Origin of the sequence: Nostoc sp. C110, assembly GCF_043099725.1 — a bacterium.
In the GTDB taxonomy this organism is placed as follows: domain Bacteria; phylum Cyanobacteriota; class Cyanobacteriia; order Cyanobacteriales; family Nostocaceae; genus Nostoc; species Nostoc muscorum_A.
In genome coordinates, this window is the sequence record NZ_CP171148.1 from 4,478,739 (window position 1) to 4,499,644 (window position 20,906).

Genomic DNA, 20,906 nt, shown 5'->3' on the forward strand with positions numbered 1-20,906 from the left:
AATATATCTTCAACCTTAGTTTTTCTTTTACTCTTACCTTTGTAAATAATTGCTAAGGCTATTAACCTTCAGTTTTTTCTATTTGATCTCTGATATCATTTAAATCTATATATCTATCAGTAGCGTTCCGTAGTTCTCTAGCGATCATTCCTTCTGTTGATACTACCGTAATATGTGTATTTTTTGAGCGTAATAGTTCGATTGCTCGTTCAAAATCTCCATCACCACTGAATAATACTACTCGGTCATACTGGTCTACTGTATTAAACATATCTACAACAATTTCAATATCTAAATTCGCTTTTTGCGAGTAACGACCAGAAGTATCATCATAATATTCTTTAAGGATTTTAGTTCGGACTGTATATCCTAGACTAATTAGAGCATCTCTAAAACCTCGTTGATCTTGTGGGTCTTTTAAGCCAGTGTACCAGAATGCATTAATTAATGTTGTTTCTGATTGCTCATGTTTAAAGTATTCTAAGACTCGCCGTGGGTCAAAAAACCACCCATTTTTTTGTTGAGCATAGAACATATTGTTTCCGTCTACAAAAATAGACAGACGATTCATTGGAGAACCCATACAAATTTACACCTAATAATATATATGAATTTAGATGGAACAATAGATTATAGCAATTTTCAAATAGCAAGTTTGCTAATATCTATAAAGTAGCTCTTCATCTATAGCTTTTATCCTACCTCTTTCAAGGCATAACAACGGATGCAACATTGGAGTTGAGATGCTGGGTGCTAAACCTTATTCACCTCCAGCACTGCAAGAGCTACCTTCTGATCAAAATCTACCAATAAAATTGAACCAGTAACAGCATTTATCGCTGTATAACATTAAAGTTTACTCCTAAAGAGGTATAGCATAAGCTTAGGGTAGGATATAAGTTTATGCCTATCTATAGGTAGAGCTTTCAGTATCAGGACATGCTTTCTGGGAGTACCAATATTGCGCCAAAGACAGAAGACGGCCTTGGGACAGCTTCTGGTAAAACACCCAGTTAGGAGCGTACCTGTTGGTTAGGTTAGGATCAAATCTCGCCGCAACCAATTAGCAGAGGCGAAATAGATCCGGCTCTGATCTGTGAGACAATCACTAGTTGTAACTCACTTAACAGAAAAACAATAATTTAGGCAGTACCTGAGTAGGAATCTCTTGGGGGCTAGCTCTGCCAATAAAGGTTTGTTGATGAATAGAAGATACTTTACAAATGTATAAGATTATCATTTAAGTCTTATTTCAATGTGCTTGCACTAAAACGTGGTCTGAATAAATAAAAGTGTTGGACTTAAATCAATCAGTAACACGATATGGCAGAAGAACCTACATCTACCTTAACTAAAAACTATGTCTCTGCTGCCAATAGACTGTCAAGTAAACCGACAAAAGTAACGTCAACAGCATCGGCTCGCCAGTCTAGATGGATGATTAACTTAGGTCATCTCCTCGCTGGAGCTTGCGTAATGGGTGCAGCATTGCTGAGTGCTTCTGGTGGCGAATCGGTTAAATTGATGGAAAATAAGGCGCTTTCTGGCTTTTTTCAACTGCGTGGGCCGATTGTGCCTCCAGAAGACATCGTAATTTTAGCAATAGACGATCAGTCAATATCAGTTCCCGAACAGTACTATAAAACAAATCCAAAACAGTATGCCTACCTAGAAACACTGAAATCTTATCCTTATAAACGTGCTGCATACTCCCAGATAATTAAAAAGTTAATTAAAGCAGGTGTCCGGTCTGTAGCGATAGATGTAGTTTTTGACACGCCAAGTAGTTATGGAGTTACTGACGATCGCCAATTCCAGGCAGTATTGCAAAAATATGGCAGTAAAGTTACCTTAGCGGCCGTCTACGAAAATTCTCAGACGCACCAAGGGACTTTTACACAACTGACAGACCCACAACAGATGTTTCGTACAGGGTCAGTTTCCATTGGCTCAGTTAATTTCCCCGTAGAGGTGGATGGGAAAGTTCATCGATTGGCGAGTGAGTTTTCTAAGTCGTTGGGTGAAGATAATTTGATCGAGAAGCTACCCTCTTTTGATGAAGCAGTACTCAGGACAGCACGAGTAAATTATCCGCGACCAAAAGGCGATCGCATTTATTTTTGGGGTTCTGCGGGTACATTTGAGCAAATACCCTTTTGGCACGTACTCGACCCGGAAAATTGGAACACCTATTTGCAGCAGGGAAAGGTCTTCAAAGACAAGATAGTGCTGATTGGTGCGACAGATAAGTTAAATAATGATTATTATCCAGTCGCTGCTAGCAACAGCGCTAAACCGATGTCGGGCGTGGAAATTCATGCCAATGCGATCGCAACTTTGATGTTAGGGAAAGCGATCGCTCCAGGAATTAACACTCCACCATTGCAGGGTTTGTTTGTGCTAGTTCTAGTTGGCAGTGCAGCCTTGATGATTAGCAGACACAAGCGTAGCATCAATAGATTTTTATATAGCCTCGCCCTATCTGGCGCTTGGTTAGGAATTAGCTATGGGTTATTTGTCTATGGTCAATTAATTTTTCCTACGATTGTACCAATGATTGCGATCGCCATGACCGGACTTTCCTACCTGGGAACCTCAGTCATGAGAGAAAGCATCAGAAAACGTCAATTAGTAAACATTTTCCAGAAGTATCAAACATCTCCCGTTGTTCAAGAGATTATCAGTCAACAATATGACTTGCAATACTTAATCCAGCAACGAGATTTAGCCTTATCAGGAAAAGTCTTGGCTCGACGCTACAAAATTGTCAAAGTTCTCGGTTCCGGTGGATTCAGCGAAACCTACATTGCCGAAGATACCCAACGTCCTGGGAGTCCGCGATGTGTTGTCAAGCAACTAAAACCAGCCAGCACTAAACCAGAAGCCTTGCAACTTGCCAGACGTTTATTTCACTCAGAGGCGCAAACCCTAGAAAAATTAGGAACACACGATCAGATCCCTCAACTTTTGGCGTATTTTGAAGAAGATGAAGAATTTTATCTAGTGCAAGAACAGATAATTGGTCATACTTTGAATCAGGAATTGCCACCAGGTAGAGCAATTGATGAAATTGCCGCGATCAAAATTGTCAGAGACTTATTGCAAACATTAACATTTGTTCATCAAAATAATGTGATTCATCGGGATATTAAGCCCAGTAATATTATCCGGCGACACTCAGATGGAAAACTGGTATTGATTGACTTTGGAGCCGTCAAAGAAGTCAGCACAAAACAGCTTGATACTGAAGAGCAAACCCCCTTCACTATTGGCATTGGAACTCAGGGTTACGCACCCAGCGAACAATGTTTTGGCCGTCCCCAATACAGTAGTGACATCTATGCAGTGGGTATGGTTGGGATTAGAGCCTTGACTGGTGTAGCACCCCGTGAGCTAGATAGAGATGCTGATGGAGAGATAAAATGGAGCGATGCCTACGGCGATAAACTACGCTCTCAGGTAAGCCGCTCCGTTGCTAATATTCTCAGTAAAATGGTGCTGGATGACTTCAAACACCGATATCAGTCTGCATCAGAGGCTCTTGAGGATCTGAAAGCTTTTGACAATGTGGTAAATTCCCACAGAGGATACCCAATGCTAGGGGATGACTCATTAACAAATACTTTAGACCAATTAAACGCTCCCACAAAATCTTGCTCAGAGGTATCCTCAGAAACTTCTTGAGAAGCACACGGGGACACGGGAAGAAAAATCTATAAAGAAGGCAGTTTTCTTCCTGCCTCCTGCCCCCTTCACTCATTCCTGCACCTGATTTAACGAAAAAAATTCTTCTCCTACCGTAGGATGAATACCTATTATTTCATCCAAGTCTTCCTTGGTAATGCCCTTGCGAATTGCCACACCCAGATTTTGAATGATATCTGCTGCATGTTCACCCACCAGATGAGCGCCCAAAACTTCCCCAGAATCGCCATTTAAAACTAACTTTATAGTGGTTGGCTGATTCTGTTCGGTTAACTGATACAAAAGTGGTTGGAATTGGGTGCAGTAGCATTGTACAGATTCACCAAATTTTTCCCGTGCCTTCGCCTCCGTCATCCCCACACCAGCCGCTTCTGGACGGCAAAAAACAGCAGAGGGCACATAATCATAATCCAGTTTTTGCACCTTGTTGCCAAAAATTGTATTGGCAAAAGCAATACCTTCTGCCTTCGCCACTGGAGACAATTGCACTCGGCTGGTGCAGTCACCCACAGCAAAAATATTTTCTTGGGTGGTGCGGCTGTATTCATCTACTTTGATTGCACCATGTTCGCCAAGTTCAACATGGGCATTTTCTAAACCAAGATTCTTGGTATTTGGAGCGTAACCTGTGGCAACCAAGATCGTATCTGCTGTAATTATTTGTCGCTTCTTACCAGTAATAGTTAATAACAAACTCTCATCAGAGTATTTGATTTCTTGAACAGTACTACTAGTCAATAACTTAATTCCGCGTTTGCTCAAACCTTGTTGTACCGTAGAGCGAATGTCATCATCAAACCCTGATAAAATCATCTCGTCTTTTTCAATCACCGTCACCTGGCAACCGAAAGCGTGCATCATGCTGGAAAATTCTACGCCAATGTAGCCACCGCCAATAATTGCTAAACGTTTCGGTAGATAAGGTAACTGAAACATCTCGCGGGATGTAATGGCATATTCTATACCTGGGATTTTGGGCTTGAGGGGTTGCCCTCCCACAGCAATTAAAATTTTGTCGGCTGTAACTTTAAGTCCATTAATATCCACAGTATGAGCATCGATGAAAGTGGCACGATCGCAAATTAGTTCAATTCCAGCTTTCTGTAATTGCTGAAAGTAAGTCTGGTTGAGGGTGTCAAGATGCTGATGTACTGACTTAATGAATAATGTCCAGTCAAAATATGTTTGGCACTCACTCCATCCATAACTGGGGGCTATTTGCTTTTGTAGGGCGAAGTCAGCAGCGTAGACAATCAGTTTTTTGGGAATGCAACCGCGATTTACACAGGTTCCACCGATGGATTCTTGTTCGGCAATAGCAACACGGACACCGTAACTAGCTGCTTTTTTAGCTGCTGCCAATCCACCAGGCCCAGCACCAATGACAAACAGGTTGTAATCAAATGCCATAAAAATCTGTTCCTTTTTTACTTTTTGGAAAGCAGAGCTATTTCATTCCTTATAGTTATTCAGACAAAACTTAATCTACTGTCTTTGGGTGGACAAGTTTGGATGGAACCATTTTGATATGTAGCAAATTGCCGCTTTGCTTGCAATTAGATTGAAAAGGAATAGCGTAGGCGCAGACCAACCTAGGCATCGCTCGAATACTGCTAAGTTATATTACATTATCTTGTAAAAAAATATCTTGCCTAGTTCTGGTGGATATGCGATCGCGCTTTTAGGGATTTCCAAGAAATAAATAAATTATTCCATCTTGTCGGGTGGGCAACATAAGCGCCTATGATTACAGTGAATCAAGGAAAATTTGCATCTCCTGTGCATCCCGTGTCATTCCCAAGAGCTTAAAACCATCAATAGCCTTAATTGACAATTTGTAGGCTTTCTCTGCACTTCCCCACTTTTTCTCCCAACGGGCAAGAGAACGCCGATAGCGGGCCAAACGTCGCTTGTTGTGAGTCGTTTCAGCAACAGTCAAGCCTTGAATTAATAGTTTTTCAGCTTGATCGCGATCGCCTTGTTCAATTGCAATATCAGCCAGCCAATTTTGAGCAGAATTGATCACCCGATGCCAACTAATTTTTTCTGCACTTTTCATCACCTCTTGAAAGAGCTTCTTTGCTGAAAGATATTCACCTTCTAAATAATGGATTTCAGCCTGATGATAAAGAACGGGAATAAAATAGCGGATGTGCTGTCGCTCTTCTAGATTCGCCTCGATCACCAATTTTTCTTCTACAGTTAGCCAGTGGCGTGCATCTTGATAATCCTTCTGTCTAATTTGCAGCCTAGCCATACTTTCGGCTAAGTCAGCCTGAACACATAAATCTGCATGGTCACGCAAAATCCACGTCCGGCGCAAAATTTTATCTGCTTCTTTCAGACTCACAGAGGAACACTCTCGAATTAGTAGCCAGCTTTTGCGGACGATGATTTTTACAAAACAAGACCATTCACCACGCCGTTCTGATTGTTCTATGAGCCATTGCAACCAATCTAAGCGATCGTCCCAATAGGCGTAGAGATTTGCATAGTGGCTTAAGAGAAGCCATAAATCCCTAACTGCTTCATAGTGTTCTTTGTCTTCACACCAATGAAGTACTGCTCGCAGATTTCCTTCTTCTGGTTCTAACTTATTGTAGTGTATCCACTTTTCCCAATCTTCTCCGGCATAATTGTGGGCAAAATCAAGATACCATCTCACCCAGCGCCTTCGTGCTTCCCTCTCAAAATCTGGGTAAGCGGCTAATTCTGCTAAGGCATATTCACGTGTCAGAGAGAGCATATCAAACCGCTTAGTCTCTGGGTTGAGATTCACCAAGGAAAGTTGCTGCAAACGTGCCAAGCCATTATTTACAGCATCAGGAGCAGCTGTTAGTCCAGCAACCTCAGCCACAGCTGCGAGTATGGCAGAGTCAGGAAAAATCGCCAGTGACATGAGTAACTTGTGCGGTGGCTGTCCCTTGATTCCTTGTACTGATTGCTCAAAGCAAAAACGAGCCACATCACCTGTAGCCGAGGTTAATCGATTCAATACCGAGTTTAGGGAGTAGCCACCGGATAATTGACCAAGCGAATATACGATCGCCAGAGGGATGCCGCCAGTGCGATCGTAGAGTTGCTTAGAGTCTTCATCGTTGATGCTTATACCTTTTTCTTCAGCTTGTTGTCTAATCAACTGCAAACCATCATCTGGAGGTAAGTTTCGCAGACGGATTGGCAGCAAGGCAATTTGTTCGCGGCTAGTAATTATTACTTTGATGCAAATGGGTAGATTATATAAAAACTCAATAACCTCATTTCTGTCCTCTATAGTCTCCATATTGTCCACAATCAACAGTGTTCTCCGTTTTGAGAGAATTTGGCGAACACGATCAAATTGGTCATTGGGAGGAGATTGAAGAATTGTCGGGTCGTCTAAAGCATTAGCAATTTCTCGAAAGATATCGCGTAGATTACGCTGTCCCTGTTGCCGCCACAAGATACTATTAGTGGGAATAAGTTCTTGCTGTTTAGCTGAAGTGAAAATAATCGCATCAAATTTGGGTGCGTCAGAAGAGTTTTCGTTACTAGCTTTTAAGCATAGGTAAGCAGCTGCTAACACCAGCGCTGTTTTACCTACGCCACCAATGCCATGTACTGTAATCATGTGAGCGCCATGCACTGACGAAAGGCGTTCTAATAGCTTTTTCATATCTGCCTCCCGACCAATAAATTGGGTGTAAGTCGGTGCTGGCAAATTGTGGGGGATGTCACGGCGTTGGATAGCAGCTACAACAGACCCTCTACGATAACCATGTCTTTCCAAAACGTAGACAAGATTGCTGGACTTAACACTTTTATTTGCTTCTCCTGTCAAAACTTCAATATCCCGATAGATATTGCTTAACCCTGCTCTGACAGCAGCGTTTTCTTTGTGCAAATCTTGACCAATCTTTTTCAAGCTGTACCCACAGAGTAGCCCAAGTAACAGGTCTTTCCTAGTACTTTGTCTGTAACGCTTTTGAAGTGTAACCTCCAAATTAGTCAGTAGTCGGTCTATCTCCCAGTCCTGCAAAATCTTGCGATTCCAACTTTTAGGTAAATTCCAATCTTCTGACTGACCTGGCATAAATATTACCCAATAAATTCGTTATCAATGTGGCGTTAGCAACATTTTAACGAACAAAAGTTTGACAAATTAGTAACATTTTTTTAACAGTGTTAACTCCTGTCTTAAATTTAACCAGTAAGCTAATTTGTAAGTTTATTTCTGTCTCTAGTACGTAGAGGCTGCCGACTATATCGACTTCTAAGCTCTAAACTTTGCCAGATGATTTTTTCACAAATTACTGAATAAAACTATGACAAATAAAACACTTGACTTTCTAAATCTCTTGTTTGGACTAAAACAATCCCGGCGTTATTTTCCAGAAGAAAAACAAGTCTGTGTATTCAATAAACGTCCCATATTATACCGAGGCTTTTCGCCAAACTCTGCACAAGAATCAATCAATGAACTCCAAGAGCGACTGCAAGCTCAGGGTTTTCTCTCAAATATTAGTGGTAAATTTGACTTAGAAACAGAAGAGGCTGTAATTAAATTTCAGAAAGCTAATAATCTTCAGGTAGATGGAATCGTAGGGCCACTGAGTTGGGCTTGCCTTTTCTACCCAAAGCTTTACCGCAATCAAAAAAGTATGTCTCCAAAGTTACAGGATGCAGTTAAAGAACTGCAAATTATTCTCAATCAAGAAGGATTTTTCAAAAAAGAACCTGACGGGTATTTTAGTCGTGAAACTGAGAGAGGCGTTAAACGCTTTCAAAGAATTTATGGACTGAAAGATGATGGTATTGTTGGGGCTGCAACTTGGGCTGTACTTTTGGGGATGCGACAAAAAATAGACAACAACAGCTTTCTCCAGTTAGTTTATTTTCTACCACCTCAATCCTGGTTTTTATGGGAGCAGTTTTTAATGATCTCGTTCATTATGCTGGGTATTTATTATAGCCCCATACCAGGAGATGAACCTAAATGGAATACAGCCTTAGCAACTGCTTATGGGCTTACCTGTATAGTGCCTTTTCTCTTGGAGTGTTTACCGATAAAGTCGTCGAAGCAGTCAAGCTTACCGCTTTTACAATACGCTCCTTATGTGTTGACTGGTATCTTTTGGAAACCAATTATCAATTTCTTAGGGACATTGTTTAATTAAGCATTCGGTAGTTGAATAAATGATGACCGATGTCTACGACGGGCTACGCCTACGCTATTTTATTTTGTGTCTAATTTTCGGGTTGTGCTTGTAAAAAATTGCGATCGCTTCGGGCGGGTATGCGATCGCACTTCTGGGCATCAGCTTTTACCTTATCCCCCGATTTGTATAGGGTTGAGGCTGTAAACCCGCCATTTGTTTTTTCGCAGGTGTAAAAAAACCAAAATTGAGGAACGCCAGAGATGGGGTTTACTCCTGATTTTGTATAACTCTTGGCGTGAAATACCGAAGTGATGCTCTAGCTGATCAGTTGACCATTCATAGCTTTCAACAAGTGGAAAAGCTGGCTGCCAACCGTGCAAAGTTTTTTTAAGCAACTCAAGTTGAATTGCTTCTTGCTGTAAGTTATTGTGACGCATATTAAATTATCCTTGAGCTTATTGGTTTACTTGCTATTCACTAGTTTTGTTCGTCTTCTAAAATTTGAATAGTTGTAGTTGTGCAACTAGTTGAACGTGCAACCGTTGAACAAGGTTGATCATAGAGGGTTATCCGCAGTGCCAAGAGCCAAAAAGAATAAGGAAGCTGGAGAAGTATTTAAGAAATTACTCAAAGAAAAAGAGTTTAGCCAATACAAACTTGAGCAAGTAACTGGTCTGGATAAAAGTGTCATTAGCAAGATAGCAACCGGACAGACTGCTAACCCTACACCAACCACGCTTGAAAAAATAGCAGCTGCGTTGCAGATTGAACTGGGTGAACTGACAAGAATCTTTGCTCAATCAACTGTGCAATCTCAGCACTCAGCCACAAACATTGAGCCTCAAGAGTCAGTCTCAGAGATACCAAGATCCAACAATTCTGATTTTGTGGGGCGTGAGGAAGCGATCGCAGACCTCGATGAACTAGTTAACAAAGGTGCAAAAGTTATTCTAATTCACTCAGAGGGTGGTATAGGTAAAACAACCTTGGCTACAAAATGGTTTGAGCTTCAAGGTTTAGAATATCTTGATCTGCGTGTAGGAACTACACCCCAAAACCTCAACTCATTAGAAGATTGGGTTAGCGTCACGCTCAGATATCATTTTAAAGAAAATCCAGAACAAGATTTTATGACTTTGATGGAGCAATTTAAAAGCAAGCTCCAAGAGCATAGAATCGGCGTGTTAATTCATCATCTTGAATTTACTTTGATAAATGGTGAATTCATAAAATCACATAATAGTAACTATATAGAACTATTAACAGTACTAGCTCATCAAAGTGTGCAGTCAGTCACCCTAATCACAAGCTGTGAGTTACTGCACGAACCCGACTTAATCAAGCTGAAAAATTTTCAATATTATTGGCTAAAAGCGTTGGAATATAAAGCTTGGGAGGATTATTTTGTTAGTTTCAACATTACTATAGATACTGATGCTCTTTATGAAATAAATCGAGCTTATGGCGGAAATGCCTTTGCTATGTCTCTCCTGAGTCCTGAAATTTTAAAGGAATCACAAGGAAATTTAAAAGTTTACTGGCAGGATAATCGTGATTATCTATTGAGGCATCCAACTTTAGAAAATCTAGAAAAACTTGTTCAACGCCAGTTTGACAAACTTCAACAAGATAATCCCCAAGCCTATAAACTTTTATGTCGCTTAGGATGTTACCGTTATCAATATATTCCTGTAATATCTGAAAAAGGAATTTTTTGCTTACTTTGGGATGAGCAAAATGAGCGAAAGAAACTCCGATTTCTCAGGGATTTAAAAAACAGAGCTTTAGTGAAGTTTAACAGTGAAGGATACTATTTATATGAACTTATCCGCCAAGAAGCGATAGAAAGACTTAAATTAACAGATGATTGGAAACAATCTCACGGTAAAGCTGGAATATTTTTATCTACATTAATATCTGAAAATTGCAAAACAATTATCCCAAAAATTACTTGCACGAAAGTGAATGATACTCAAGAACCAGAAGTGTTGAATGTTAGAAAAAATCCGATAAAAATAACCCAAAATATGGTAATTTTGGGCGAAGGCTTAAAATATATTAGTTTGATTGTGATTATAAATTCATTTCCCGAAATTGTCAAAGGTATCCTGAGAGGACTGCCAAAAAATGATTATCCAGTATTGAACAGTCGTTTGTTCTTTGAGTGCTGGCTATCTTATGCCCTGGATAACAGTTTAACAAGTATGAGAGATTTATTTAAAAGATTAAATAACACAGGATTTGATGTAGACATTTCTACTTTTTCCAAAGCGAATTCTCACCGTAGCCAAAAAACTTTTCAAGAAGTTTATCAGAAATTGAATGAAGTAGTACAGAAGAAAACTCACAAAAAGTTACATGATAAATACGCTATTTGTCCTATTGATTCAACAATTATTACCCTGACAAGTAAATTATTATGGTTTCTGGGTCATCATCAAGTTAAACTTTTTAGTTCTTTGAATTTATCTACAGGAATTCCAGAAGATAACTTCATCAACTTTGGACATGACCATGATTATAAATTTGGTTCTAAAATGATGTCTAGTCTACCAACTAATGCTGTTGGGGTCATGGATAGAGGCTTCGCGGGATTAAAGTTTATCCAAGAATTGGTACAAGAAAACAAATACTTTGTTTTGCGGATTAAAAACAATTGGAAACTAGAGTTTGACGATGTGACTGGATTAATCAAAGTTGGTGCATCTGATGATGCTCAAGCTTATAGAGTGATTAATTTTTGTGATTTAGAAACGAAAACTGAGTTTCGCTTAGTAACTAATTTACCAGAGTCGGGAGATGCAGCTGTTGATGATGATGAAATTAGAGATATTTATCGATTACGTTGGGGCGTTGAACTATTGTGGAAGTTTTTAAAAATGCACTTAAAACTTGACAAATTAATTACCAAAAACGTCAATGGTATCACCATACAAATTTATGTTAGCTTGATAGCTTATTTGATTTTACAGCTTGTATCTATTCCCGCACAATGGGGATATACACTATTAGATAAATTCCGCTATTTACAATCTTGTATGTGTCAAAAAATCAGTTATGTTCATTGGTTTGAGGAGATGATATTTTGTTGACTAATTTAGGCTTTTGATAATTAGTATAACTATTTATGTAAAGTTTTGTATCAGCATTCAACATTTTTGCTCAAGAACAAATGTATCTAAATATAGAAAATGCAGAAATAGTAGTAAAACAAGAACTTACTAAGCAGGAAACTATTGCCTTAGAAATTGTTTATCATTCTATGGAGTTTTATGGTGCAGGTTGTTTTGAGGACTTAAGACAAGAGCCAAATTTATTAAACAATGTTTTTTTTCAAGCTATCAGAAATATGGTTTTGGAATATATTGATTGTTATAGTAACTTAGGGATAGTACTTTATAAATTTGCATTAACTACACACAGATTAGGAATAATTGACGAAAGAGAAGGAAAACTTATAGAAAGTAACAAAGAATTTGAATACTGCCAAAGGAGTTTTAAAGTAAGCCAAGATTTTTTTCAAACAGCTTTAGTGATTGCAACAAGATTTAAAGAAGATAAATTAATGATTAACGTACTTCTCTCTTTAGCTTGTCGTCATTATTTTAGGGGAATAACCTTACACGAGCTAGGAATATTTTTACATCAAATTATAAAAAATAATGAAAGTAAAGAAGCTTTTGGGGAAAGCAAAACAAGCTTAAATAAAGCACTAAAAATACTTACTAAACTGCCATTTGAGCAAAAAATAGAGGAAGTAAAAAAAGCAATTCATAGTCTAGAAATAAGTGAAAAATCTTGCTGCACATTCATAGCAAGATTTTTGATTGAATTAGCATAATTGCAACTAGGAAGTTTGACAGATACGATCGCACATCGAAGACACCCTACTCTTACCCATCGCTGAAATAGAAAAACGACCATTCAAAAATTAAATCGCCTTCTTATTTGCATAAATCCTAAATCAAACAAAGGCGGGTGCGGGGTTTGAACCCGCTAATCCCCACAATGGTGGAGACGTAACCGATAACCCTAATTCTTCGGCCCCGAAAAGCAAGTTGCGAATAAGGATAACCCGCCATGAAGTATGAAGGATAAAGTTTTTCATCCTTTACCCTTCAGCAATATCTACAATTCACCTGTAGCTAGCATCTGGATGATCCGAGGTGTACCTGGGTCGAACCCTGCCAAATCCCAAGATAGCGAATCTTCAGGATCTACCAAAGTAATTTGGTAAGGTGTCAATGTGACATACACCGCCTTGACTTTTGGATTTACCTTTTTCCGGTACTCCTTCAGCGCTTGACTTGGATGCTTATACCCGGCCCAGCTTTCCGAGTCAGTCCAGAAGCAGACTACATCAGCTTTGAACTTATTCTTAATCATCCAGTCGTAAGCTACAGACGCATCTGTTCCACCGAAGTTTTGGTTGCTAGCTTTGCGAACCGCAGAACTAAAACTATCTTTGGCACTGATACCTAATTCACGGAATTCGGTAGAAAAGCCGCGAATCGTATAGTTTTTCTCTGCTTTTGCTGTCACCAGTGCCATTGTGGTGGCAATTTCACAACAACTCAGCCCCATATCTGCAACCAAGCCACCCATAGAACTAGAAATGTCCACGGCGTGCATGAACACTTTACCTGTGGGTTGCACAACATCAAAAGACAGTTCAACTGCCTTTTCTAAAATGTCCACAATCCGAGGAACTGGATTCCAGGTCTTTTTACTGCGTCCTAATGTTCCACCAGATTTATAAGTCTTAAGTGCTTTCAAAACATCAATCGGATGGATGCGACCTTTACGCAGATGTTCTCTGCGATTAAGAACTGCTTCCACTCGCAGCAAATTGTCGCTTTCATCGGCTCGCAACACACCTAGTTCAGTTAAAGAACCCAGGTTACGTAACATTGCACTTATTGGCATTTCCTGAAATAGCAACTGCCAAGCAAGCTTGTCCATTTTGCCCACAGGTGCAGCCATTTCGTGGGTTAAGCGTCCTTGAGAAATAGCTTCATGGGTTTGGGTGGGATTCCGCTTCAGCCATTCGTACCACCAAATCTGCGCTAACGCCTCTGAGGGAATGTCTGTTGGCAATTCTTCCCAGCCTCTAACTACCCACTCAAATAGTTGACGGTGATTTTCTGTAGGCGGTTTGACATGGAACAACCGCAAGGCATCTCGGTGGGAAAAGCCTTGACGCTGTTGATATTTCAACAGTTGATAAGCTAAACCCTTGACATCTTCCCTTGAGAGCCAAGTTTTACCAGCTTCCCGCACGACTTTACCAAATCCCCGCAGAGATTTGGTGTAGTTGAGCCATTCGTAGAAGTGGCTACCAGTGCGAACAACTTGCGGGAAGATTTCACCAAAAGCCTGTTTTGCTTCTGGTGTTTCACCCATCGACAGCAGCACCAAAGCTAAGATAGGCGCACTGTTATTGATGGCGCGTCCATCGCTAGCATACAAAATTTCTTCCGCTACACGACCGGGATTTTCGGCAACAGCAAGTCTTACAACTGTTACAAAATCCTCAGTTAATTCCTGTTTACCAGCGTAGTAAGTGCTTTTTGCTGTGCCAACCAAAAGACAGCGACGCAGCATTTTCCAAATGCCAGCATCAAACATCCAGCCGCCGGAGCGTCCCTGAACCATTTCTGCTTCTCGTCCGGGGATAGGCTGATTTTGGGGTGTTTTAGTCTTATTTTTAGTGAAAAAATTGTAATTCATCGCTTCATCTCCCGGCCCTCGCGGGCAAAAATGAAAGGTGGCGAAGCGGGAATCGAACCCGCGACCTCTCGAACCCTATTCGATAACCCTAATTCGTCGGCCTTTGCAGGCAAGGGGTGAAAAAGGATGTTTAGCGCTCTACCTCTGAGCTACCCGCCACATAAAAATTAAAAATTAAAAGTTAAAAATTTCAGCACTAGATTTGGTGTAGTGGAGCGGGAATTGAACCCGCGACCTCCCGCTTGGCAGGCGATAACCCTCGATTCGTCGGCCTTTTCAGGCAAGGGGTGAATAAGGATATTTAGGCGCTCTATCCACTGAGCTACCCACCACATATAAAGTTATTAGTTAAACATTTAAAATTCGTGACTCAGTACTGAATTTGGTGTAGCGAAGTAGGATTTTTACCTACACCTCCAGAAGTTTGATCGAGGGTGTTTAAGTTATATACGATAACCCTTGATACGTAGGCCCTTCCGGGCAAGGTGGGCGCTCTGTCATTTGAGCTATCCGCTACTGGCGCAAGTTAACTCTCTGATGAAAGTTGACTTGTATTATTAATGTAGTATATGTATTATCTGTTGTCAAGGGACTGACAATTTAAATTTATAGAGTTGTTGGTTGAGTTAAAAGCCTTCTTTTTTCTCTGGGTAAAAACTTTTGCGCGTAGTTTACCGCCGTAGGCATCGCAGACCAATAAGAGAAGTTCCAGTTTCAATAGGCTATAACACCTACAAGGTAAAGGTTTTGCCGGCAAGTTTGCCGCAACTTTGCCAAAAGATACAAAAAAGTGTCACAATTTTTGCCAATATATATAATATTATTTCCACAAATTCACTTGGCAAAAATCGGCATGAGTGAAAAACCCATAGAAGACAACGGCAAGGCTTTTCTCGTTCTACTTTTGCCCATCTCGTTTTTGATTATTTTCCTGGTTGCTACCTGGAGGATTTTGCTAGCGCTAATTGTGCTGGGAATTGGCTTCAAGATTTGGCAGGAATATCAATGGCAACAGTGGACTATACGAGTTAACCCAATTTTTCATCAGTTGGTTCGAGAAAATCAGGGCAGACTTACGCCTATGGATTTGGCAATCAAGGGCAATTTTCCCGGAACAACGGCAAAACGCTACTTGGATGGTAAAGCCTCGGAATTTGGTGCCAGTATAGTGAATTCCGAAGAAGCGGGACAGTCTTATTACTTTATAACTGCCAGCATTCTCGGCAATATTCTTGACAGTAGTGAGCCTGTCAAAGAACTTCCGGCTCAACCAGTTACTAAAACTGCGCGATCGCTCTTAGCACCACCACCAACAACACTTGAGGAGGAAGAAACAGAAACCGAATCAATACCACAGCCAACCCTAACCCATGAGGAAGCTAAACGATCGCTGGAAAAACAGTTAATTTTTGGCTCTCTGATCCAATCTGAACTTGCCAAACGACTAAATGTCTATTCCAGCACAGTTTATAAACGACGAAACGATCCAGAGTTTCCTGAATGGAGTCGCAGTAAAGATCCTGATGGTATTGCCTGGTCATACTCAGAAAAAACTAAAGAGTTTTTCCCAGTAGAAGAGGAATAAGAAGGCAAAAGTTAAAAGGCAAAAGGCAAAAGAAAAAACTTTAAAGGTTTGGTTTTTACTTTTTACTTTTTACTTCTAAGCCCACAGCTTCTTTGATGGAATTGAATCCGCTTTGTTCTAGCTTGGAAAGCAAGCCTGCTAGAATCCGGCGTACCATCAGTGGGCCTTCGTAAATCCAGCCGGTATAAACCTGGATCAAGCTAGCACCAGCAGTAATTTTTTCCCAAGCATCCTCTGGGGAAAAAATGCCACCAACGCCAATAATTGGGATTTCTCCTTGGGTTTGCTGCCAAATAAAACGAATTACCTCAGTGGAGCGATCGCGCAATGGTTCACCGCTAATTCCGCCAGCTTCTTCTTGAGGTGATTTGCCTGTTTGGTTAATCACCTGGGTTTTCAGTCCATCACGGCGGATGGTGGTGTTAGTTGCAATAATTCCCGCCAGTTGGTAGGTTTTAGCCAAAGAGATAATGTCAGTGATCGCTTCCCATTCTAAATCTGGCGCTATCTTGACAAAAATTGGTTTATGTGTAGCGTTTTCTTGTTGCAATAAATTCAAGATGGCACTGAGCATAGAAGCATCTTGGAGCGATCGCAACCCCGGCGTATTAGGGGAAGAGACATTAACAACAAAATAATCTCCCAAATCCTTGAGTAAGCGAAAACTATCGAGATAATCTTGTGCGGCTTCTTCTAGGGGAGTTATCTTAGATTTACCCAAATTTATCCCTATGGGTATTAAGTTGGTAGACTGCTGTTTTTCCTGTGCCAAACGGGCCGCCATTGCTGCTGCACCAAGATTATTAAAGCCCATCCGATTGAGAGCGGCTTTATCCAACGGCAAGCGAAACAAACGGGGACGCGGATTTCCTGGTTGTGCGTGAAAAGTTACAGTTCCTAGTTCTGCAAAACCAAAACCCAGATTAGACCAAATACCAGCAGCGACTCCATCCTTGTCGAACCCAGCTGCTAATCCTACTGGATTTGGGAAGTTTAGCCCAAATAAATTTTGTTCTAGGCGTGAATCGTACAGACATAAAGATTTTTGTAAGCGTTGGTTTGCCCAACTAGCAGGGGTTTGTGAAAGCCAGCTAAAACTGCGAATCGTCTGCTGGTGTAACCATTCCGGGTCTGTTTTGACCACATTGAACAAAAGCGGACTAATTGCAAATTTATAAATATCCATTAGCTTTGATTTTTGGAACTAGCGCAGATCATTCCTTTTGAGATTGTCTAATTCTCTCGCGGAGTAGCTGCTCAAATTGATCCATTGAAGTTATTTCAATACCAGGTTCATTTTGTAGTCTGTCCATGTACGTTTGGAAAGCGGCCTGGTCTTGTGGATGTTTTTTCACGTAGTCTCTTAATTGTTCTCTGCTCATTGCAGCAAGATTTCTATCGGTCATAAAAACCTCACTTTCCCGTTCAGAAGGCTGTCGTCAACTCACGCGCAATTCATCTCAAAACTGAATCCGTAGGGTTCAGTGTGAGCCTTCTTGCTGTTTAAGGTAAATTACTTAATCTGACGCAAACTAAGAAAAATTCAACGGTTTGTTTTGCTATAGGTACTTGTGGGTACATAACCGCCTATTAAGCTGTTCTGGTTCAATATTAAACACTTATGGCGATATTACTCAGGGTGGTTTTCTGGGCATCTTATATATTACAAGTTATGTTAACCAATAAATCAGATGGGGCAGCCGCAAAAACCTATAGCCGCCGAACAGCAGATCCTCTCTTTGGGGCGCGTCCTCCAGAGCCTCAGAGAAGAAGATGATGTTGACGTTCTGATTGAAACTACTATTTCTTATCTTAAAGAACAGTTTGACTACAAACTGATTTGGATTGCTCTTTACGATCGCCTGAATCACATATTATTCGGCAAAGGCGGTATTTCACCGGATCGTGACACAAGCTTTTTATACCAAAAGGTTGTTCTCAGTCCTGGGGATTTATTAGAGCAAGTGGTGATTGAACAGCATCCCTTGGGCATAGCTGATTTACAAACTGAAATTCGCGCCGCCGAATGGCGCAAAATCGCTGAAAAATTGCAGATCCAAGGAACGATTCTTTTACCAATTCGCTATAAAGACCGTTGCTTAGGTTTGCTGTTACTGGGTTCAGAACGCTGGGGCTATTTACTGACAGGGGAAGCAAAAGCACGTTTGATGATGGTTTTAGGTGAATTGGGGGCATTGCTTTATCAACAGGAGATACATAAGCAGCAAAAACAAACCAAGCGAACCGATGAGCCATTATTAGAATTGCTTGAAAATTTACGCACCCTGAATAACCTTAATCAAAGGCTGGAAGCAGGGGTGCAAGCAACTCATAAATTTATTTCTCCTAGCCGGACAAATGTTTACTGGTTTGAGCGGGAAGGACGCTACTTTTGGTGTCGGATGAGCAATCAGCTTGTCAAAATCGATCGCAATTCCAGCACTCAGCAAGCTGCGGGAATGACTGTACAAGACTTGAGTGACTTTTATTATGCTTTAGCAGTGAACCAAATTGTTTCAATTGGTGATGCCCGCAGTTCTTTGAAAAGCCATTTTACGGCAAAATTACTGCAAAAGCTGAAAGTGCGATCGCTCCTGGCCGCTCCAATAATCTGGCAAAAGAACTTGCTCGGTTTTCTGGCGGTGGAAAGCAATGAACCTCGAATATGGACGGAGGCAGACAAAAATTTTGTTCAGGGTGTAGCTGGTTTAATCTCCCTGATTGCACCTAACGAAAATATGGAAAGCACTATTAAACAGATTCAAGAAGATGCCCAACTGACTAGTCAAGTTGCCCAAGGTATCTATAGCGAACATGACCTTCAGGAAACCTTACACAGCTGCGCTAAAAAAGTTTTAGCTCGACTAACAGCCACCCGTTTTTTGCTGTTGCAGTACGATCCTGAACAGAATAATTATCAATTTATTTACCAAAGTCAGCCTCAAAATCGCCGACCGTTGACATTTAGCCTGAATACTCTCAAAGAATTAGATGGACAGCTTTTGCAACGTTCAACTGAAGCGGTGGAGATTGAGAATTTAGATGAAGATTTACGCTTTTTTAACTGGCGGCCCTCTTTACTAGAAAGTGGAGTGCGATCGCTACTTATTTGTAAATGTACTAACGGTCATATCCCAGCAGCACTTTTGGTCATCACTCACGAAACCTATCGTTCTTGGACAACTCTCGAAAAAGAGTTACTGTGGGCTGTTAGTCAACAGATAGGTGTGATTGTTCGTCAGTGGCAATTACACAACCGCACTACCCAGCAGCAAAAAACTTCCCAGGCGTTTGAGCAATGCTTAAATATCTTGACACAAACCCAGAACAGCAAAGTTGAGGTCAATAAAAAGCATTTAGAACATACAGCACTCGAACAAATAGCATCAATTCTGGGTTGTCCCCTGGCGTTACTGCTATCCTGGTCGCCTGGTGAAAATTTGGCAGAAATTATTCCTGGAGTAATTGAAAATAGTCAATTTGGGATTTTTTCCGATGCCTCTATTCCTATCCAGTCTGAAGCCTTAATTCAGTGGGCACTGGTTACGGAGAACTACCTAACTTTGAAGGTGGATAATTTACCCTCGGAAACTCGAAAATGGTTGAATACTCCAGATAAAGGTCAAATTTTGGTGATGGCATTACGCACCAATGCTGATTATGAAATCACAGGTGTAGTGTTATTAGCAGACTATCAAGAGCGTCGCTGGTCACAACAAAACCTGAATGCGATCGCAACTCTGATTTCTCAATTAGCTTGGTGGCGTCGTCAAAAGCAAATTAACCGACTTTTAGAATCCACAACAGAGGAATTACGACAACTCAACTGGTACAAACATCGTCGCCTAGAGGAAATCCAAAGAATAACGGCACTATCCCTGAAACAAATACATGATTTGGGTACTCCTGCGAATGAACTGACTCAGATGCGCTACCAGCTATTGCTAAGACAATTAGACCACACAGCCACCTCCATGAGTGGAATGCTAAAACTTGAGAACTGGCAGCTACATATCAGTTGGGAAACTATGCCCATAGCTAGTTTACTGAAGCGATCGCTCGAACGCATCGACAATTTACTCAAACAACAAAAGCTGTGGATTGGTGTACATGGCTTGGGACAAACAATTGAGGAGCAAGAATCAGCAAAGAATTCTCCATTAGCCAGAGGCGTTCCTACTTCTAGCTCTCAATCTGCAATGGCGATCGCTGGTGATATTGTCAAAATTGAATTAGTTATCCATGAATTATTGGTTACTGCCTGTAACCGTTCTCCAATTGGCGGCAGAATTGACATTTGGTGTCGTCGTTTAGATGCGTCAAAACCCTCGGAGGCAAAGTATTCTTCTACAAGTGGAGGGGGTCAACAGACATCGCTGGAACTGTCGATTACATACAACGGTGCGATCGAACCACAGCTACTAACAGAACTACATGACAATACACCCAAAGATGTGCTTGCTCCCACCAACCTCGACCAACCCCCAGCTTTACATCTGCTAATCTGCCAAAACCTCATGCAGGAACTAGGGGGAGAGTTGAATTTTTATCAATTACCAGATAATCGGGTAGTTAGCCGCTTGCTGTTGCCGTTAATTGGTCATGATTCTTAGTATTTTTTTCAAAATCTCTCTTTACTTAAAAAAGTTACTCGGAAGCCGAAGCAAATTACCTACAGTAGCATATACCCAAAAAATAAGTCTCACGATAGATTGACATAACATTTGTTCTCCGAAAGTATTCTCCCT

Annotated in this window: 13 protein-coding genes, 2 tRNA genes and 1 pseudogene; 7 read left to right on the forward strand and 9 right to left on the reverse strand. The window is 40.8% G+C overall.

The features are described 5' to 3' along the window. Nucleotides 1-61 precede the first annotated feature (61 nt). The gene (locus ACFFRD_RS24530) at nt 62-583 is read right to left on the reverse strand and encodes an NYN domain-containing protein (RefSeq protein ID WP_041565194.1); all 522 of its coding nucleotides are present in this window, start codon (nt 581-583) and stop codon (nt 62-64) included. A 740-nt stretch (nt 584-1,323) separates the two neighbouring features. Between ACFFRD_RS24530 and ACFFRD_RS24535 the strand changes: the two genes are divergently transcribed. After that, a complete protein-coding gene (locus tag ACFFRD_RS24535) occupies nt 1,324-3,684 on the forward strand; it encodes a CHASE2 domain-containing protein (RefSeq protein ID WP_392478048.1) in 2,361 nt (786 codons plus the stop codon). A 72-nt stretch (nt 3,685-3,756) separates the two neighbouring features. Here the strand turns inward: ACFFRD_RS24535 and gorA are convergent, their stop codons facing one another. Next, the gene (gene gorA, locus ACFFRD_RS24540; protein WP_392478049.1) at nt 3,757-5,115 is read right to left on the reverse strand and encodes a glutathione-disulfide reductase; all 1,359 of its coding nucleotides are present in this window, start codon (nt 5,113-5,115) and stop codon (nt 3,757-3,759) included. Nucleotides 5,116-5,452: 337 nt separating this feature from the next. Then, nucleotides 5,453-7,777 (reverse strand): NB-ARC domain-containing protein, encoded by a 2,325-nt coding sequence (locus ACFFRD_RS24545; RefSeq protein ID WP_392478051.1) that lies wholly within the window; start codon nt 7,775-7,777, stop codon nt 5,453-5,455. Nucleotides 7,778-8,009: 232 nt separating this feature from the next. On the opposite strand from ACFFRD_RS24545, the gene ACFFRD_RS24550 reads away from it, so the two are divergent. Beyond that, nucleotides 8,010-8,861: a peptidoglycan-binding protein gene (locus tag ACFFRD_RS24550; RefSeq protein ID WP_392478052.1), complete on the forward strand. Its 852-nt coding sequence runs from the start codon at nt 8,010-8,012 to the stop codon at nt 8,859-8,861. 152 nt (nt 8,862-9,013) lie between these two features. Here ACFFRD_RS24550 and ACFFRD_RS24555 read toward each other — a convergent pair whose 3' ends face one another. After that, on the reverse strand, nt 9,014-9,280 hold the full coding sequence (locus ACFFRD_RS24555) for a hypothetical protein (RefSeq protein ID WP_335031450.1): 267 nt from the start codon (nt 9,278-9,280) through the stop codon (nt 9,014-9,016). 138 nt (nt 9,281-9,418) lie between these two features. Between ACFFRD_RS24555 and ACFFRD_RS24560 the strand changes: the two are divergent. From ACFFRD_RS24560 to ACFFRD_RS24570, 3 genes and pseudogenes are all read left to right on the forward strand, one after another. Next, a pseudogene (locus tag ACFFRD_RS24560) lies at nt 9,419-9,568 on the forward strand (hypothetical protein); the annotation flags it as partial. A 1,344-nt stretch (nt 9,569-10,912) separates the two neighbouring features. Then, on the forward strand, nt 10,913-11,935 hold the full coding sequence (locus tag ACFFRD_RS24565) for an IS4 family transposase (RefSeq protein ID WP_392483049.1): 1,023 nt from the start codon (nt 10,913-10,915) through the stop codon (nt 11,933-11,935). Nucleotides 11,936-12,015: 80 nt separating this feature from the next. Then, a complete protein-coding gene (locus tag ACFFRD_RS24570; protein ID WP_392478054.1) occupies nt 12,016-12,684 on the forward strand; it encodes a hypothetical protein in 669 nt (222 codons plus the stop codon). 287 nt (nt 12,685-12,971) lie between these two features. On the opposite strand, the gene ACFFRD_RS24575 is transcribed toward ACFFRD_RS24570, so the two are convergent. From ACFFRD_RS24575 to ACFFRD_RS24585, 3 genes are all read right to left on the reverse strand, one after another. After that, nucleotides 12,972-14,573 (reverse strand): TROVE domain-containing protein, encoded by a 1,602-nt coding sequence (locus ACFFRD_RS24575; RefSeq protein WP_392478055.1) that lies wholly within the window; start codon nt 14,571-14,573, stop codon nt 12,972-12,974. A 37-nt stretch (nt 14,574-14,610) separates the two neighbouring features. Further along, a tRNA-OTHER gene (locus ACFFRD_RS24580) sits at nt 14,611-14,732 on the reverse strand. Nucleotides 14,733-14,776: 44 nt separating this feature from the next. Further along, a tRNA-OTHER gene (locus tag ACFFRD_RS24585) sits at nt 14,777-14,906 on the reverse strand. Nucleotides 14,907-15,426: 520 nt separating this feature from the next. Between ACFFRD_RS24585 and ACFFRD_RS24590 the strand changes: the two genes are divergently transcribed. Beyond that, nucleotides 15,427-16,158: a hypothetical protein gene (locus ACFFRD_RS24590; protein ID WP_114085898.1), complete on the forward strand. Its 732-nt coding sequence runs from the start codon at nt 15,427-15,429 to the stop codon at nt 16,156-16,158. Between the two features lie 55 nt (nt 16,159-16,213). Here ACFFRD_RS24590 and ACFFRD_RS24595 read toward each other — a convergent pair whose 3' ends face one another. Together ACFFRD_RS24595 and ACFFRD_RS24600 are read right to left on the reverse strand one after the other, a co-directional pair. Beyond that, nucleotides 16,214-17,344, reverse strand: coding sequence for a quinone-dependent dihydroorotate dehydrogenase (locus ACFFRD_RS24595; RefSeq protein ID WP_392478057.1), 1,131 nt, complete (start codon nt 17,342-17,344; stop codon nt 16,214-16,216). A gap of 28 nt (nt 17,345-17,372) precedes the next feature. Next, nucleotides 17,373-17,564: a DUF6887 family protein gene (locus ACFFRD_RS24600; protein ID WP_392478058.1), complete on the reverse strand. Its 192-nt coding sequence runs from the start codon at nt 17,562-17,564 to the stop codon at nt 17,373-17,375. Nucleotides 17,565-17,849: 285 nt separating this feature from the next. On the opposite strand from ACFFRD_RS24600, the gene ACFFRD_RS24605 reads away from it, so the two are divergent. Beyond that, nucleotides 17,850-20,771: a GAF domain-containing protein gene (locus ACFFRD_RS24605; protein ID WP_392478059.1), complete on the forward strand. Its 2,922-nt coding sequence runs from the start codon at nt 17,850-17,852 to the stop codon at nt 20,769-20,771. Nucleotides 20,772-20,906: the final 135 nt, after the last annotated feature.

Bases quoted from the DNA above. Each gene is read 5' to 3' on its own strand.
- ACFFRD_RS24530 (WP_041565194.1), bottom strand. From the start codon at position 583: ATGGGTTCTCCAATGAATCGTCTGTCTATTTTTGTAGACGGAAACAAT.
- ACFFRD_RS24535 (WP_392478048.1), top strand. From the start codon at position 1,324: ATGGCAGAAGAACCTACATCTACCTTAACTAAAAACTATGTCTCTGCT.
- gorA (WP_392478049.1), bottom strand. From the start codon at position 5,115: ATGGCATTTGATTACAACCTGTTTGTCATTGGTGCTGGGCCTGGTGGA.
- ACFFRD_RS24545 (WP_392478051.1), bottom strand. From the start codon at position 7,777: ATGCCAGGTCAGTCAGAAGATTGGAATTTACCTAAAAGTTGGAATCGC.
- ACFFRD_RS24550 (WP_392478052.1), top strand. From the start codon at position 8,010: ATGACAAATAAAACACTTGACTTTCTAAATCTCTTGTTTGGACTAAAA.
- ACFFRD_RS24555 (WP_335031450.1), bottom strand. From the start codon at position 9,280: ATGCGTCACAATAACTTACAGCAAGAAGCAATTCAACTTGAGTTGCTT.
- ACFFRD_RS24570 (WP_392478054.1), top strand. From the start codon at position 12,016: ATGTATCTAAATATAGAAAATGCAGAAATAGTAGTAAAACAAGAACTT.
- ACFFRD_RS24575 (WP_392478055.1), bottom strand. From the start codon at position 14,573: ATGAATTACAATTTTTTCACTAAAAATAAGACTAAAACACCCCAAAAT.
- ACFFRD_RS24590 (WP_114085898.1), top strand. From the start codon at position 15,427: ATGAGTGAAAAACCCATAGAAGACAACGGCAAGGCTTTTCTCGTTCTA.
- ACFFRD_RS24595 (WP_392478057.1), bottom strand. From the start codon at position 17,344: ATGGATATTTATAAATTTGCAATTAGTCCGCTTTTGTTCAATGTGGTC.
- ACFFRD_RS24600 (WP_392478058.1), bottom strand. From the start codon at position 17,564: ATGACCGATAGAAATCTTGCTGCAATGAGCAGAGAACAATTAAGAGAC.
- ACFFRD_RS24605 (WP_392478059.1), top strand. From the start codon at position 17,850: ATGGGGCAGCCGCAAAAACCTATAGCCGCCGAACAGCAGATCCTCTCT.